The sequence below is a fragment of the Pseudomonas sp. WS 5059 genome, from assembly GCF_012985525.1.
Classification (GTDB): domain Bacteria; phylum Pseudomonadota; class Gammaproteobacteria; order Pseudomonadales; family Pseudomonadaceae; genus Aquipseudomonas.
This window is the reverse complement of sequence record NZ_JAAQWO010000001.1, coordinates 412,999-425,898: the sequence shown is the minus strand read 5'-3', so window position 1 is coordinate 425,898 and position 12,900 is coordinate 412,999. Positions and strand designations below refer to the sequence as shown.

General features: G+C 64.1%; 10 protein-coding genes. 4 read left to right on the top strand and 6 right to left on the bottom strand.

Annotation, left to right across the window (positions count from 1 at the left end; all coding sequences use genetic code 11):
* Positions 1-2: 2 nt before the first annotated feature.
* The 3 genes from HBO12_RS01925 to HBO12_RS01915 form a co-directional block, all read right to left on the bottom strand.
* Positions 3-1,190 (bottom strand): LLM class flavin-dependent oxidoreductase, encoded by a 1,188-nt coding sequence (locus HBO12_RS01925; protein WP_169953139.1) that lies wholly within the window; start codon positions 1,188-1,190, stop codon positions 3-5.
* Positions 1,191-1,350: 160 nt separating this feature from the next.
* The gene (locus HBO12_RS01920) at positions 1,351-2,082 is read right to left on the bottom strand and encodes a class II aldolase/adducin family protein (protein ID WP_170041271.1); all 732 of its coding nucleotides are present in this window, start codon (positions 2,080-2,082) and stop codon (positions 1,351-1,353) included.
* A gap of 15 nt (positions 2,083-2,097) precedes the next feature.
* Positions 2,098-3,141, bottom strand: a complete 1,044-nt coding sequence (locus HBO12_RS01915) for an ABC transporter substrate-binding protein (protein ID WP_169953135.1) — start codon at positions 3,139-3,141, stop codon at positions 2,098-2,100.
* 351 nt (positions 3,142-3,492) lie between these two features.
* On the opposite strand from HBO12_RS01915, the gene HBO12_RS01910 reads away from it, so the two are divergent.
* The 3 genes from HBO12_RS01910 to HBO12_RS01900 all read left to right on the top strand — a co-directional run bounded on the left by HBO12_RS01910 (position 3,493) and on the right by HBO12_RS01900 (position 8,455).
* Positions 3,493-4,725 (top strand): acyl-CoA dehydrogenase family protein, encoded by a 1,233-nt coding sequence (locus HBO12_RS01910; RefSeq protein ID WP_169953132.1) that lies wholly within the window; start codon positions 3,493-3,495, stop codon positions 4,723-4,725.
* 114 nt (positions 4,726-4,839) lie between these two features.
* A complete protein-coding gene (locus tag HBO12_RS01905; RefSeq protein ID WP_169953129.1) occupies positions 4,840-6,606 on the top strand; it encodes an ABC transporter ATP-binding protein in 1,767 nt (588 codons plus the stop codon).
* Positions 6,599-8,455, top strand: coding sequence for an ABC transporter ATP-binding protein (locus HBO12_RS01900; RefSeq protein WP_170041270.1), 1,857 nt, complete (start codon positions 6,599-6,601; stop codon positions 8,453-8,455). The genes HBO12_RS01905 and HBO12_RS01900 overlap by 8 nt, the downstream gene beginning before the upstream one ends.
* Positions 8,456-9,460: 1,005 nt before the next feature.
* On the opposite strand, the gene HBO12_RS01895 is transcribed toward HBO12_RS01900, so the two are convergent.
* From HBO12_RS01895 to HBO12_RS01885, 3 genes are read right to left on the bottom strand one after another with little or no spacing between them, the layout of a single operon-like run.
* Positions 9,461-9,682, bottom strand: coding sequence for a cytochrome C oxidase subunit IV family protein (locus HBO12_RS01895; RefSeq protein WP_463671599.1), 222 nt, complete (start codon positions 9,680-9,682; stop codon positions 9,461-9,463).
* Positions 9,679-10,245, bottom strand: a complete 567-nt coding sequence (locus HBO12_RS01890) for a cytochrome c oxidase subunit 3 (protein WP_170041268.1) — start codon at positions 10,243-10,245, stop codon at positions 9,679-9,681. Before HBO12_RS01890 ends, HBO12_RS01895 begins: the two co-directional genes overlap by 4 nt.
* Entirely contained in the window at positions 10,229-11,005 is a 777-nt protein-coding gene (locus HBO12_RS01885; RefSeq protein WP_169953120.1) for a CbbQ/NirQ/NorQ/GpvN family protein, read from the bottom strand. The genes HBO12_RS01890 and HBO12_RS01885 overlap by 17 nt, the downstream gene beginning before the upstream one ends.
* A gap of 188 nt (positions 11,006-11,193) precedes the next feature.
* Here HBO12_RS01885 and HBO12_RS01880 point away from each other — a divergent pair, with 188 nt between their 5' ends.
* Positions 11,194-12,876, top strand: a complete 1,683-nt coding sequence (locus HBO12_RS01880; protein WP_169953118.1) for a nitrite reductase — start codon at positions 11,194-11,196, stop codon at positions 12,874-12,876.
* The last annotated feature ends 24 nt before the right edge of the window (positions 12,877-12,900 follow it).

The window sequence follows — 12,900 nt, the reverse complement described above, 5'->3', positions numbered from 1 at the left end:
ACTCAGGCCTCATCCAGCTGCACGAGCTTGTGGGTGACGCCCAGACGCGGCACGTCAAAGCCGTGGTCCAGCTCCAGCAGCGGGAACAACAGGTCCGCCACGCGGTGCGCTTCGTCAATCAGCGGGAAACCGGAAAGGATAAAGGCCGAGGTACCCTGGGCCTCGTACTCGCGGATACGCTCGGCAACCTGCTCGGCGCTGCCCACCAGGTAAGTGCCCGCCGCAGGGCCGAGGATATTGAAGCCAAACAGGCTTGGGCCGAGCCATACGTTGGGGTAGATCTCCAGGTCGCGGGCGGTGGGTAGGCGGCCCGCACGAATGGTCTCGAGGTTGCGCTGGGTCTGTGGATCGTCGCTGTGGAACTCATCGAAGCTGACGCCAGCCGGCAACTGGCGTTCGATGGCGTTGCGTGCGGTTTGCAGCGAGGTGCGTTGCAGCAGTTTCTCGGCGTGGGCCCACGCCTCTTCTTCGGTCTCGCGCACGATGATTTGCAGGCGCGTGCCAAAGGTCAGTTCGCGGCCGATTTTTGCGGCTTCGGCGGCCACCTTGCGAAACTTGTCGCCCAGCTTGGGCGGGGTATTGGCAAAACTCAGGTAGACGTCGAGCAACTGCACCGAATGGGCCACGCCGGGCCCGGAAGTACCGGCGCCCCACAAGGGGATCCCGGGTTTCTGGCGCGGCGGATGCCAGCCACCCAAAGGATGATTGGCGGCGCCGGGGGCACGGGGGGCGAGCTTGACGTACTGGCCGTCGAAACCGCTGGTATCGCCGGCGTAGAAACCCTGGAACGCCCTCCAGTATTCGAGGCTGAAGGCATAACGTTCGTCGTGGGGGTAATGCACGCCGAGGGTGGCCAGGCCGGCGTCGTTGCCGTTGACCACGTTGAACAGCAGGCGGCCGTTGGAGAACTGGTCGAAGGTCAACGCCCACTTGGCCAGGACCGCCGGCGACAGCTCGCCGGGGTGTTGCGCCACCAGAAAACGCAGGCGCTGGGTCGCGTCGATCAGCGAAGCGGCGACCACCAGGCTTTCGTTGGGGCTGGAGCCAAGCAGCGAACCGTAGAAGCCCAGGCGGTCACTGGCGATGGCCAACTGCTTGAGGTGTTCGAAGTCGGTTTTCCAGCGGCCTTCGGGCTCCCAAGGGTATGGCCCATCGGGGGTGGTGAGGTACCAGAGGATTTTTACAGCCATGGCAAAGCATCCTTGAAAAAATTCTATAAAACGCCAGGCAATCGGCGTTCGGCATACCGGCTTCATCGCTGGCAAGCCAGCTCCTACAAAGGTGATGCGACGCCGGCCCACTGTAGGAGCCGGCTTGCCGGCGATAGCGGTAAACCAGCTCCCACAAGGGTCAGGTGCGGCGGTCGATGGCCGGGACCAGGCCGAGGGCCGTGGCTTGCTCATACAGGCCGCTCATTTTCCATTGCTGGGTCAGCACCCCAGGGCCGTAGGCGCGGGAGCCACCCAGGGCGTCGGCGAGCAATTGCAGTTGCGCGCCCTCCTCCAGCAACACAATGAATTCTGCGGTGGCGCGCAGGCCCTGCTTGCCCCACACCGTGGCGCCGCCGTTGGCTTCGAGGATCGCCAGGTTGAAAGGGTTCTCGGCGATTTTGTCGAGGATGAAGTCCACTTCCTGCTGGCGTCGGTCGATGTACACCGGCAGCTCGCGGGCCAGTTGGTAACGCTGCACCGGCACGTAGTGGAACGGCAAGGTGCGGTGGGTCTGGGCCCAGGCGCCGAGGTACGGCGAGTGCACGTGGGACACGGTGGTCACGTCCGGGTGCTGCACGAACAGCTTGGTGTAGCGCCCTGCCCCGCCCTTGCCATTGCCGTAGATCAGGTTGCCGGCAAAGTCGCTGACCGAGGCCTGTAGCGGCTTGCGGTAGTTCCAGGGCCCACCGTAGTTGACGGACACCAGCAGCTCTTCGCCGGGTACGCGCTCGACAAAGCCGACCGTGCCATTGGCGGTGATGGTGTTGGTTTCGCGGAACACGGTGAAGGCCTCTTCGGCTTCCAGCAGCACCTTGTCGATGAAGTCTTGCAGGGGCTGGCTGATGGGTTGAGCGAGGACAATCGCAGTCATGGGGTTTCTCCAGGTTCAGGCGCGGCGCTTGGCCAACAGTTCATGGGCAGCTTGCAGGGGGCGCGGGTCGACCCAGTCGGCGATGGCGAAATCGCGCTCCAGGAAGCCGTGCAGGTAGAGGAAGTCTTTCTGGACGCCGAGAAATTCCAGGCGCTGGGCCGACAAATCCGGCGCCAATGTGGTGTGGAAGTCGCCGCGATAGGCCTCGGCCACACCGGCACTGCCGGCGCGGGTTTCTTCTTCGAGGATGGCGTTCAGGGCCTCACGGTTATTCGCCGCCCAGTCGGCGGCGCCAAGGGTTTGCGCGAGGAAGCGCACCACCAGGTCGAAATGGTTGTCCAGCAGGTCCTGGTGGACCGTGATCGGGCGTGGCGTGCCGTTGTTGATGCGGTAGCGCGGCTCGGCGATCAGGTCCAGGTCAATGCCCACCACCAGCCCCAGGCGGCGCGCGGCATCGGCGGCCGATGCGCCCTTGACGTACACCGCATCCACCTCGCCACGCACCAGGTAATCCAGGCCGGACCACAGGCGCTGCAAACCCTGCTGCGGGTCAGGCGCCTGTTGTTGGTCCTGCAACGCCACTTCCACCAGCTGTACATCGTCAAAGCCCAGGCCGGCCAGGCTCAGCGCGCCTTTGTAGCCATGCAGGCTCATGGCCCGGGCGATGCTGCCGGGACGGTTGTCGCCCCAGGCCGGCAGCGCCAGGCGCTTGCCTTTGAGGTCTGCGGGACGACTGATGCCGGAGTCCGGGCGGACCAGGATGGTTTGCCACTCTTCAATCCAGGTCAGGCCGATCAGCCGGCTTGGTGCACCACCCGCGCGGGCGGCCAATGCCGGGACGTTGCCGCCTTCGCGAAACAGCCCCGGCAGGTCGTGATCGTAATGGTGACGGCCCAGTTGACGAGCCTCCTGCAATGTGGCGACCGGCAGGCCGTCGGCGGCGAATTCCTCGCTCAACCAACCCAGCTTGTAGGCGATCCCGGAAGCGGTCGGCACCGGGCAACGGGTGAACCAGATCTGCTCCAGGGTGGGCGTGGGCAAGACAGCGCAAAGGGTCATAGGCAGCTCCATTGAATTGGGCAAGGCAGTTGCCGGGAGCTATTGCAGAGGCCGTGCCAAATGGCCAAAGCCCCGCTGCGCAAGGGCTTGGCGCAAACGTCAGGCAGAGGGCTGCTGGCCTGCCAACAGCACTGCTGCTGACCCAGCAGCAGGCGTGACGCGGCTGCTGCTCCAGCAACACCCCGCCCGTCGCAAGCCCGCATTTAGGCGTTGGCGCAGAACTTGCTCAAGCCCCTTCAACACCGCACTCCCCTGTAGGAGCCGGCTTGCCGGCGATGGCGTCCTTGATAACGCCATCGCCGGCAAGCCGGCTCCTACAGGGGGCGGGATCTAGCATAAGGATGAGTAGCAATGACCACGTTTGAACAGGCACCCACGCGCCAACTGCACAGCGAGGCTGAGGCCATCGCCGTCGCCCGGGAGATCGCCCTGGAGATCGCCCGGATCGCCGCCGACCCCCAGCAAAACGGCCAACTGCCTTGGCGCCAGGCCCAGCTGTTGTCCGAAAGCGGCCTGACCGCCATCGGCGTGCCCAAGGCCTTTGGCGGGCTGGGTGCCTCGGTGCAGACCATCGTCGAAACCGTACGCCTGGTCTCGGTGGCCGATGGCGGCGTCGGCCAGTTGCTGCAAATCCATAACGTGATGCTGCGCGGGATTTTCAGCGGCTACAGCGACGCCGTGCGCGATCGACTGATTGCCGATGTACTGGCCGGCAAACGTTTCGGCAACGCCCTGGCGGAAGTGGGCGGGAAAAACAAGTTCGCCCTCAAGACCCGCGTCGAACGCCGCGCCGACGGCAAGCTGGTGCTCAATGGCAGCAAGTTCTACTCCACCGGTTCCTACCTCGCCGAGTGGATCTCGCTGACCGCAGCCAGTGACGATGGCGGCGCCAGCGTGCTGCTCAACCGCAATACCCCGGGCCTGACCCTGCTCGATGACTGGGAGGCCTTCGGCCAGAAAAATTCGGTCAGTGGTACCGTGCGCTTTGACGCTATCGAACTGGACGAAGCCTTCGTCTCGCAACGCAAGGGCCCGATGAAACGCACCGGGCTGACCTTCCCGCAGATCCTCCACGCCGCTATCGACACCGGGATTGCGGCCGGCGCGCTGGGCGCCGCCGTCGATTACCTCAAGCACAACGCCCGGCCATGGGTGGAAAGCGGCGTGGACCACGCCAATGAAGAACCGCACATCATCAAGCAGGTCGGCGAGTACGCCGTAGCCTTGCGCGCGGCCGAGTCACTGTTGCGCGACGCCGCGCGGGTGTTCGACCAGCATGAACTGGACCCGGAAAACAAGGAGTTGCAAGACGAGTTGATCCTGTCGGTGGCCACTGCGCGGGCGCATTCGGACGCTGCTTCGCTGAAGATCTCCAGTGATATTTTCTCGCTGCTGGGCGCCAGCTCGTCCCTGAGCAAATGGAACCTGGACCGCTTCTGGCGCAATGCCCGGGTGCACACCACCCATGACCCGATCCGCTGGCGCTTGCACCACGTGGGCAACTACTACCTCAACGGCGTGGACCCGGGCGAATACACCGCGATCCTCAATGCCAAGCAGACCCAGGGCGCTACCACCCGCTAACCCCCTCCCTGGCAGGAGCCGGCTTGCCGGCGATGGCGCCCTTGAAACCGGCGCATGGCTTGCGGGCCCGATCGCTGGCAAGCCGGCTCCTACAGGGTTCTGATTGAGCTTTTCATGAGCGAAAAACATCCTCTTTTACGCAGCCTGGCGATCTACCGGGAGATGCCCTGGCGCTTCTGCCTGGTGGCCGCGCTGTATGTGGCGATCAACCTCGGGCTGGTCTGGCAGCAGTGGCTGATCGGCCATGCGGTCAACGATGTCAGCGCCGGGCACGCGGTGGTACGCCAGGCGGATGGCAGCCTCGACGCCAGCCTTGGCTGGTACTGGCTGGGGTTGATGCTGGCCGTGGCGCTGGGGCGCGGGGTGTTGCAATACGCGGCCAGCGTGCTGTCCCTGGTGCTCAGCCAGGAGCTGCTGACGCGCCTGCGTGAGCGCATTCTCGACCAGGTGCAGAACCTGCACCTGGGCTATCACTGGCAACACGGCATGGGCGAGATGATCACCCGTACCACCCGCGATGCCGACAAGGTGCGCGATGCGCTGATCAGCTTTTGGCGCCAGGTGGTGGAAACACCGCTGGTGGTGCTGGCCACGGTGGGCTTGTTGAGCTGGTATCACCCGCTGCTGGGCCTGGTGCCGTTGCTGTTGACCGTCACCGGCCTGTGGATTTTCGTGCGCCAGACCGAGCGCCTGGTGAGCCTGGATCGCGCCGTGGGCGCGGCCTACGACCGGGTCAACCAGGACCTGAGCGAAGGCATCGGTGGGGTGCGGGTGATCAAGTCATTTGCCCTGGAGCAGCAGCGCATCAACGGCTTCTCCAGCCAGGTGGCGGTGTTTGCCAGCCTCGCACGCCAGGCCCTGGCCTATTCCAGCTCACGCATCCCCCTACCCCAGGCGGTGGTCGCGTTCGGCCATGTGTGGATCCTGGTGTACGGCGCCCATCTGGTGGCGGCCGGGCAGTTGAACATCGGTGAACTGGTGACCTCACTGCTGATCGCCACCACCCTGGTATTTCGTATCGAGGGCATTGGCCGGGTGATGCAGACCTTCGCCGACGCCCGGGCCAGTGCCGAACGCATCTGGCAGTTGCTCGACGCGCCGCTGGCGATTGGCGACGGCAGCGCGAGCCTGCCCGCCAGCCCCCTGGGCTTGCGCCTGGAGCACGTCAGCGTCAGCGCTCCGGGGGGTGGCCGCGACATTTTGCAGGATTGCTCGCTGACCTTGCAGCCTGGGGAAATCGTCGCCCTGGTGGGCGCCACCGGTACCGGCAAGAGCCTGCTGGCCAGCCTGTTGCCGCGCCTGACCGACGTCAGTGCCGGGCGCGTGCTGCTGGGTTCGGCGCAGGACGGTTGGCAGGATATCCGCAGCCTGAACCTCGCACAGTTGCGTCGCCGCGTGCATGTGGTGCCTCAGGAGAGTTTCCTGTTTGCCGGCAGCCTGGCGGCCAACCTGCGCCTGAGCGCACCCAGCGCCACCGATGAACAACTGCACGCAGCGCTGCGCATGGCAGCAGCCGATGACGTCTTGCAGCGCTTGCCCCAGGGCCTGGAAACCCCCCTGGGCGATCGCGGCGTCACCTTGTCGGGCGGTCAGCGTCAACGCCTGTGCCTGGCGCGGGCGCTGCTCGGTGCGCCAGACATTCTGTGCCTGGACGACGCCACCAGCGCCCTCGATGCAATCAGCGAGCGCCTGGTGCTGCACAACCTGCGGCAACTGCGCGGCACCACGGTGCTGGTGATCTCCAGCAAGCTCTCGACCATCCTCCTGGCCGACCGGGTGCTGATGCTCGAAGGCGGCAAGATCGCCGCCGAGGGACCCCATGCCCAGCTGCAACACACCAACGCGCACTACCGCGACCTGCTAGGGATCGACCATGGCTAATCCAATCGCCGGCAAAGCCTTGAGCGATATCGAAATCGAAGAAATGCTTGCCAAGAAGGCCCTGGACCGCAGCATGTTCAAGCGCCTGCTGCCGTTGCTGCAGCCGATCCGCCGGCAGATCCTGGCAGTGATCGGCATTGAAGTGCTGCTGGTGTTCACCGTGTTCCTGCGCCCCTGGTTTGTGCGTGAACTGCTGGACCGCGGCCTGGTACAACAAGCCGAGCACTGGTTGCTGGATGAGCGCCTGGTGCTATGGCTGGGCCTCGGGTTGGCCGCCAGTTGGCTGCTGCGTTTCCTGTTGGCCGGGGTGTCGCAGTTCATCGCCGGGGGCGCGGCGATTGGGGTGCTCAACGCCCTGCGCGTGCGGGTGTTTGCCCATGTCCAGGGCTTGAGTGTCAGCTACTTCGACCAGACCCGGGCCGGGCGCATCATTTCCCGGGTCGATCGCGATGTGGATGCCCTCGAACCGCTGCTGATCCAGGGCCCGCCGGAACTGCTCGGGGCCCTGCTGCGGTGTGGGCTGGCCTCGGTGATGCTGTGGCGCATCGACCCGCGCTTCTTCCTCAGCCTGGTGGCGACGGTACCGCTGCTGGTGTTGGCGACCTGGAGCTTCAAGCGGATATCCCAGCGCAACTGGGCCAGGGTCGCGGAAAACCGCAGCCGCTTTACCGCACACCTGGTGGAAAGCGTCAGCGGCGCACGCCTGTTGCAACAGTGCGCCCAGCAAGGGCCGAACCTGCGGCGCTATCGTGGCCTGCTGGATGACTTCAACCAGGCCTTGATTCGCGGCAGCTTGCGCTCCAGCTGGTTTGCGCCGTTTACCGCACTGCTCAGCTCGGCGGGGATTGCCGTGCTGTTGCTGGTGGGCGCCTATGGCCTGGCGGCGGGTGATGTGACCGTGGGCCAGGTCGCGGAGAGCCTGTTTTATGTGTTCTTGTTCCTCGGGCCGTTGCAGGAGCTGTCCGACCTGTTCGAGCGCTACGCCACGGGGTCGGCCAGTGCCCAGCGGATTTTCCTGCTGCTCGATACCCGGGCGCAGATCACCGACTGCGCCGCGCCTGCCACCTTGGCGCGGGCGCGGGGTGAAGTGCACTTCCAGGGGGTGGGGTTCAGCTATACGCCGGGGGCGCAGGCACCGGTGATCAACAATCTCGACCTGCACATCCCCGCCGGCCAAGTGCTGGCGATTGTCGGCCCTTCCGGGCATGGCAAAAGTACCTTGGTGCAACTGCTGACGCGCTTCTACGAGGTACAGACGGGGGCGGTGCTGCTTGACGGCATCGATGTGCGCGAACTGGCGCAACACACCCTGCGGCGCAACGTCGGGGTGGTGCTGCAGGACAACGTGTTGTTCAGCGGCAGCATCCTCGACAACCTGCGCCTGGCGGCACCGGACGCCGATGACAGCCGACTGATCGCCGCAGCCCGCGAACTGGGCGCCGACGAAGTGCTGGAGCGACTGCCCCATCAATATCACACCGAAGTCGGCCCACTGGGTGCACACCTGAGTCACGGCCAGCGGCAACTGGTGTGCCTGGTACGTGCGTACCTGGCGGATCCTGCGGTGCTGGTGCTGGACGAGGCGACGTCGGCGGTGGATATCCATACCGAGCGGCGCATCCAGCGGGCCTTGCGACGGTTGTGCGAGGGGCGCACGGCAATCATCATCGCCCACCGCCTGGCGACGATTCGGGATGCGGATCGCATTGCGGTGGTACGGCATGGACAGGTGGTGGAGCTTGGGCCGCATCGGCAGCTGATTGAACAAGGGGGGGCGTATGCGGCGTTGTACCAGTCGTATCTGCGAGGCGCGCAAGGAGTGGTTTCCGTGGCGGAAACGGTGATATAGGCGCGGGCAAGCCAGCTCCCACAGGGGACGCTGGCTTGGGCAGAGAATTTGGCCACACCACAAATCACATGTGGGAGCTGGCTTGCCGGCGATGGCGGCGGGTCAGGCAGTATGTTCTTCGGCTGATGTATTGCTATCGCGGGCAAGCCCGCTCCTACAGGGGACGCTGGCTTGGGCAGAGAATTTGGCCACACTGCAAATCATATGTGGGAGCTGGCTTGCCGGCGATGGCGGTGAGTCAGGCAGTATGTTCTTCGGCTGATGTATTGCTATCGCGGGCAAGCCCGCTCCTACAGGGGGGTCTCACTTGGGTAGAGAATTTGGCCACACCACAAATCACATGTGGGAGCTGGCTTGCCGGCGATGGCGGCGGGTCAGGCAGTATGTTCTTCGGCTGATGTACCGCTATCGCGGGCAAGCCCGCTCCTACAGGGGACGCTCACTTGGGTAGAGAATTTGGCCACACCACAAATCACATGTGGGAGCTGGCTTGCCGGTGATGGCGGTGGGTCAGGCAGTATGTTCTTCGGCTGATGTATTGCTATCGCGGGCAAGCCCGCTCCTACAGGGGACGCTGGCTTGGGTAGAGAATTTGGCCACACTGCAAATCACATGTGGGAGCTGGCTTGCCGGCGATGGCGGTGGGTCAGGCAGTATGTTCTTCGGCTGATGTATTGCTATCGCGGGCAAGCCCGCTCCTACAGGGGACGCTGGCTTGGGCAGAGAATTTGGACACACCACAAATCACATGTGGGAGCTGGCTTGCCTGCGATGGCGGCGGGTCAGGCAGTATGTTCTTCGGCTGATGTATTGCTATCGCGGGCAAGCCCGCTCCTACAGGGGACGCTAGCTTGGGTAGAGAATTTGGACACACCACAAATCACATGTGGGAGCTGGCTTGCCGGCGATGGCGGTGGGTCAGGCAGTATGTTCTTCGGCTGATGTATTGCTATCGCGGGCAAGCCCACAGGTAAGCGGCGCGGCAGTTTCGATAAATGTGCGCCCTTAATGCATCACCACAATCCCCATCACCAACACCACCGGCCAGGCCAACATCGCGGCCCGCCACCCCAGGGGCGCATGCCGCAGTTCCATAAACCCATCGGTAATCATCCAGGCCTTGGCCACTGCTGCCAACACCACTATCCACCACAGCCCCGCAGCGCCCGACATGACCGTGCCTACGCTCAGCAGCACCAACGCGCCCCAGCAGGCCAGCAGCCTCACAACACGTACACCAGGGGAAACAACACCACCCATACCAGATCCACCATGTGCCAATAGAGCACCCCTGACTCGAACCCCGACTGGCGCCCCGGTCCATAAGCCCCACGCCAGCAGTGCAACGCCAGCCATGCCAGGATCACCATCCCCAACAGGACATGCAGGAAGTGAAACCCGGTCAGAATCCAGTACAGGGTAAAGAACGTGCTGTGCTCCAGCCCCAGTCCGGCAGCGGCCAGGTGCCCGTACTCACCAAGCTTGATCCACACATACACCACCGCCACCGACAGCCCCAACAGCAATAACCCACTTGCCCGCCGAGGCTGGCCGGCAAGCCGTTGTTGCTGCGCCAACGCCGCCAGCAGGCCGGCTGTCAGCAGGCTCAGGGTCATAGCCAGGCCGGTGGAGGTATCCAGCTGTGCGCGGCCTTCGGCAAAGGCTTGGGGCTGGAGCATCTGGGCCGCCGCAAAGGCGAGGATCAGCAGCGCAAACACCGAGAGTTCGGCGAGGATGAAGAACCACATCGCCAGGTCGCCCGGCAGGCGCCGTTCAACTGAAGTGAACATCAACCACGTCCATCAGGGCCGCAACGGTTTGCGGATCATCGCTCAGCGCTTCAGCCAGGCACGCCATGCACGCTTCACGCGGGTGCATGCCCGCGGCGATCAGGCGCGCGGTGAAGATCAGCAGGCGCGTCGACGCCACCTCTTCCAGATCATGCTGGTCCAGCCGGCGCAAGGCCTGCCCCAGGCGTACCACCTGGGCCGCCAGGGCGCTGTCTACCTGGGCTTCGCGGGCGACGATGCGTTCTTCTTCCAGGGGCGACGGATAGCCAAAACGCATCGCCACGAAGCGCTGGCGGGTGCTGGGTTTCATGCCCTTGAGCAGGTTCTGGTAACCGGGGTTGTAAGACACCACCAGCATGAACGACGGCGGCGCCTTGAGGACTTCGCCCGTGCGTTCCAGGAACAGCTCGCGACGGTCATCGGCCACCGGGTGCAGGACCACGGCGGTGTCCTGGCGCGCCTCGACCACTTCGTCCAGGTAGCAGATACCCCCTTCACGCACCGCGCGGGTTAGCGGGCCATCCTGCCACCAGGTGCCCTGGGCGCCGATCAGGTGACGGCCGATCAGGTCGGCGGCGCTGAGGTCGTCGTGGCAGGCCACGGTGTACAGCGGCAGTTGCAGGCGATGAGCCATATGCTGGACGAAGCGGGTCTTGCCGCAGCCGGTGGGGCCCTTGATCAACACTGGCATGCGGTGGCGCCAGGCGTGTTCGAACAACTCATGCTCGTTGTTGACGGCTTGGTAGAAGGGTTCGGTCATGGTGCACCTTGCATGGGCAACGGGTTTGACGGCCACGCTACGGGGCCCTGCGACAACCTGGCAAGCCGTACTCAAGGCAAACTTGATCGCCGTCAAGCGGTCATTCACCCGCCGCGACATAGTCTCTGCTGGCACTAAGAACCTGCGTTCTACCCGGATCGCAAAGGTCTTGCCTGAGGAGAGATGGAATGCTGACTCGCAACAAAACACCCTTCGTACTGACGCTGGCCAGGCTCAGCTGCGCGCTGGCCCTGGCCCTCTCAACGCAGGCCTTCGCGGCTGCACCTGCACCGGCGACGGCCATGGTCAAGAGCCCCGGCGCACCCGACTTGAGCCAAGCCGAGTTCGATGCCTCGAAGCAGATCTACTTCGAGCGCTGCGCCGGCTGCCACGGTGTGTTGCGCAAGGGCGCCACCGGCAAGCCGCTGACCCCGGACATCACCCAGGCCCGGGGCCAGGCGTATCTGGAAGCCTTGATCACCTACGGCTCCCCCGCCGGCATGCCGAACTGGGGCACCTCCAATGCGCTGACCAAGGCGCAGATCACCAGCATGGCGACCTTCATCCAGCACACCGCGCCGACGCCGCCGGAATGGGGCATGGCCGAAACCCTCAAGACCTGGAAGGTGCTGGTCAAGCCCCAAGATCGCCCGAAGAAGCAGCTCAACACGCTGAACCTGGAAAACCTGTTCTCCGTCACCCTGCGTGACGACGGCAAAATCGCCCTGATCGACGGCGACAGCAAAAAAATCGTCAAACTCATCGACACCGGCTACGCCGTGCATATCTCGCGGATCTCCGCTTCGGGCCGCTACCTGCTGGTGATCGGCCGTGACGCCAAGATCGACATGATCGACCTGTGGCCCGCCGAGCCGACCAAGGTCGCCGAGATCAAGGTGGGCATCGAGGCCCGCTCGGTGGAGACCTCCAAGTTCAAGGGCTATGAAGACAAGTACGCGATTGCCGGTTCCTACTGGCCGCCGCAGTTCACCATCATGGACGGCGAGACCCTGGAGCCCAAGCAAATCGTCTCGACCCGTGGCATGACCGTGGACAAACAGGAGTACCACCCGGAACCGCGTGTGGCGGCGATCATCGCCTCCCACGAATGGCCGGAGTTCATCGTCAACGTCAAGGAAACCGGCAAGGTGATGCTGGTCAACTACCAGGACATCAAGAACCTCACCATCACCACCATCGACGCCGCGCCTTTCTTGCATGACGGCGGTTGGGACAGCACCCACCGCTACTTCATGACGGCCGCGAACAACTCCAACAAGGTCGCGGTGATCGACTCCAAGGAGCGCAAGCTCACCGCCCTGGTGGATGTGGGCAAGACCCCGCACCCCGGTCGTGGCGCCAACTTTGTGCACCCGCAATATGGTCCGGTATGGGCCACCAGCCACTTGGGTGACGGTGGGGTTTCGGTGATCGGCACCGACCCGGTCAAGCATCCGCAGTACGCCTGGAAGCAGGTGACCTCGCTCAATGGCCAGGGCGGTGGCTCGCTGTTTATCAAGACCCACCCCAACTCGCGGCACCTGTACGTCGACACCACCCTCAACCCCGACACCAAGCTCAGCCAGTCGGTGGCCGTGTTCAATATCGACAAGCTCGACGCCGGCTACACCGTGCTGCCGATTGCCCAATGGTCGGGCATCAAGCAAGGCGCCCTGCGCGTGGTGCAGCCGGAATACAACAAGGCGGGCGATGAAGTGTGGTTCTCGGTGTGGAACGGCCAGGAAGAGGAGTCGGCGCTGGTGGTGGTCGATGACAAGACCCTCAAGCTCAAGAACGTGATCAAGGACAAGCGCCTGATTACCCCGACCGGCAAGTTCAATGTCTACAACACCCAATTCGACATTTATTGAGCTTCATCAACAAGAGGCAACCCA

Coding starts and splice junctions, on each gene's coding strand:
- HBO12_RS01905 (WP_169953129.1), top strand. CDS start 4,840: ATGAGCGAAAAACATCCTCTTTTACGCAGCCTGGCGATCTACCGGGAG.
- HBO12_RS01910 (WP_169953132.1), top strand. CDS start 3,493: ATGACCACGTTTGAACAGGCACCCACGCGCCAACTGCACAGCGAGGCT.
- HBO12_RS01925 (WP_169953139.1), bottom strand. CDS start 1,190: ATGGCTGTAAAAATCCTCTGGTACCTCACCACCCCCGATGGGCCATAC.
- HBO12_RS01880 (WP_169953118.1), top strand. CDS start 11,194: ATGCTGACTCGCAACAAAACACCCTTCGTACTGACGCTGGCCAGGCTC.
- HBO12_RS01915 (WP_169953135.1), bottom strand. CDS start 3,141: ATGACCCTTTGCGCTGTCTTGCCCACGCCCACCCTGGAGCAGATCTGG.
- HBO12_RS01885 (WP_169953120.1), bottom strand. CDS start 11,005: ATGACCGAACCCTTCTACCAAGCCGTCAACAACGAGCATGAGTTGTTC.
- HBO12_RS01890 (WP_170041268.1), bottom strand. CDS start 10,245: ATGTTCACTTCAGTTGAACGGCGCCTGCCGGGCGACCTGGCGATGTGG.
- HBO12_RS01900 (WP_170041270.1), top strand. CDS start 6,599: ATGGCTAATCCAATCGCCGGCAAAGCCTTGAGCGATATCGAAATCGAA.
- HBO12_RS01920 (WP_170041271.1), bottom strand. CDS start 2,082: ATGACTGCGATTGTCCTCGCTCAACCCATCAGCCAGCCCCTGCAAGAC.